General features: G+C 74.1%; 2 protein-coding genes. One reads left to right on the top strand and one right to left on the bottom strand.

The window, feature by feature from the left end; translation table 11 throughout:
• The first annotated feature begins 52 nt into the window (after positions 1-52).
• Entirely contained in the window at positions 53-697 is a 645-nt protein-coding gene (locus tag A612_RS13130) for a response regulator transcription factor (protein WP_019374924.1), read from the top strand.
• Between the two features lie 27 nt (positions 698-724).
• Here the strand turns inward: A612_RS13130 and A612_RS13125 are convergent.
• A partial coding sequence (locus A612_RS13125) for an AraC family transcriptional regulator (RefSeq protein ID WP_019374923.1) occupies positions 725-1,503 on the bottom strand: 779 nt, incomplete at its 5' end.

Here is a 1,503-nt window from a genome sequence, read left to right as displayed (position 1 = left end):
CGGCCCGGCTGCCGCTCGCCCCGGCCCTCGACCTTTCCGCGCCCTCCAAGCCATGAACCCCGACCTGCGCCAGGTGGACATCCACATCGTCGATGACGACGCCGACGTGCGCGACGGGCTGGCGTGGCTGTTCGACTCGCGCGGCTGGCAGGCGCGCACCTGGGCCGGCGGCAACGAGCTGCTGGCCGCGGCGCGCGCGCTGCAGGGCCAGTGGGGGCTGGCGGTCGTGCTGCTGGACGTGCGCATGGAGCCGCTGTCGGGGCCGCTCACCTTCGCGCGCCTCAAGACCCTGGGTTGTCCCTGGCCGGTGCTGTTCCTGACCGGGCACGGCGACGTGGGAACGGCCGTGCAGGCGGTCAAGGAGGGCGCCTGGGATTTTCTGGAAAAGCCCTTTCAGGACAACCTGCTGGTGGACCGCGTCGAGCAGGCCATGCAGGCGGCGCTGCGCACCAGCGAGGCCGAGCGCGAGACGGCGCGCCTGCGCCACGCGCTGGCCTCGCTCAGCCCACGCGAGCGCGAGGTGCTGGGCGAGTTGATCCGCGGCCACTACAACAAGAACATCGCCGAGCACCTGGGCATCAGCGAGCGCACGGTGGAATTCCACCGTGCCAACATCTTCGCCAAGATGGGGGTGGAGTCGGCCATCGGGCTGGCGCACCAGCTCGGGCGCCTGGGCCATGGGCCCGAGGGCCGGTAGCGGCTTGCGACGCCAGGGCCCCGTGCGTCATGGGCAATGCGCCGGGCCGTCGTTGGCGGCGCGTTCGCGCCACTGCGCCGGCGTGCCGCCCGTCCAGCGCCGGAAGGCGCGCCAGAACACGCTCGGCTCCGCATAGCCCAGCGATTGCCCGATCTCGGCAAGGGGCCGCCCGCCCTCGGCCACGGCCCGCAGCGCCACCTCGCGCCGCGCCTCGTCGAGCAGCCCGGAAAAACTCAGTCCATCGGCGCGCATGCGCCGCGCCAGCGTGCGCTCGCTGACCAGCAGCATCCGCGCCGCCTGCGCGCGCGTGGGCACGCCGTTCGGCAGTGCGCCGGCCAGCCAGGCGCGCAGCTCCTGCGCCAGTTGCTGGCCCCGGCTCAGGGCGGCAAGGCGCGCGGCCGCGTCCCGGCCGTGCAGGCGCTGCGCGCGGGCGTTGGCGCGCGGCAGGGGCGCATCCAGCACGGCGTTGGTGAGCAGCACGCCGCTGAAGGCCTGCTCGAAGCGCACCGGGCAATCGAATGCCGCCCGGTAGCCCGCCAGCGGCCCCAGGCGCGGCTGGCTGAACTGCACCACCAGCGGCTGCACCGGCACGCCGCGCACCCAGCCGGCAAAGCTGACCACCGCCGCCAGCACGGCCTCGATCTGGTGCGGACTGAAGGCCAGGCTGCCCTGGCGCGGGTGGTAGACCAGCCAGCTGGCCTCCGGCCCGGCCACGGCCTGGAAGCGCCCGCCATCGCTGATCAAGCGCTGGTAGCGCTGCACGGCGGCAATCGCCTGGCGCAGCGTGGGCGAAGCCGCCAGCAGCC

It is taken from the genome of Melaminivora alkalimesophila (genome assembly GCF_000282995.1).
GTDB lineage: Bacteria > Pseudomonadota > Gammaproteobacteria > Burkholderiales > Burkholderiaceae_C > Melaminivora > Melaminivora alkalimesophila.
Note: the sequence above shows the minus strand (reverse complement) of the source record. Positions and strands in the feature narration are given on the sequence as shown.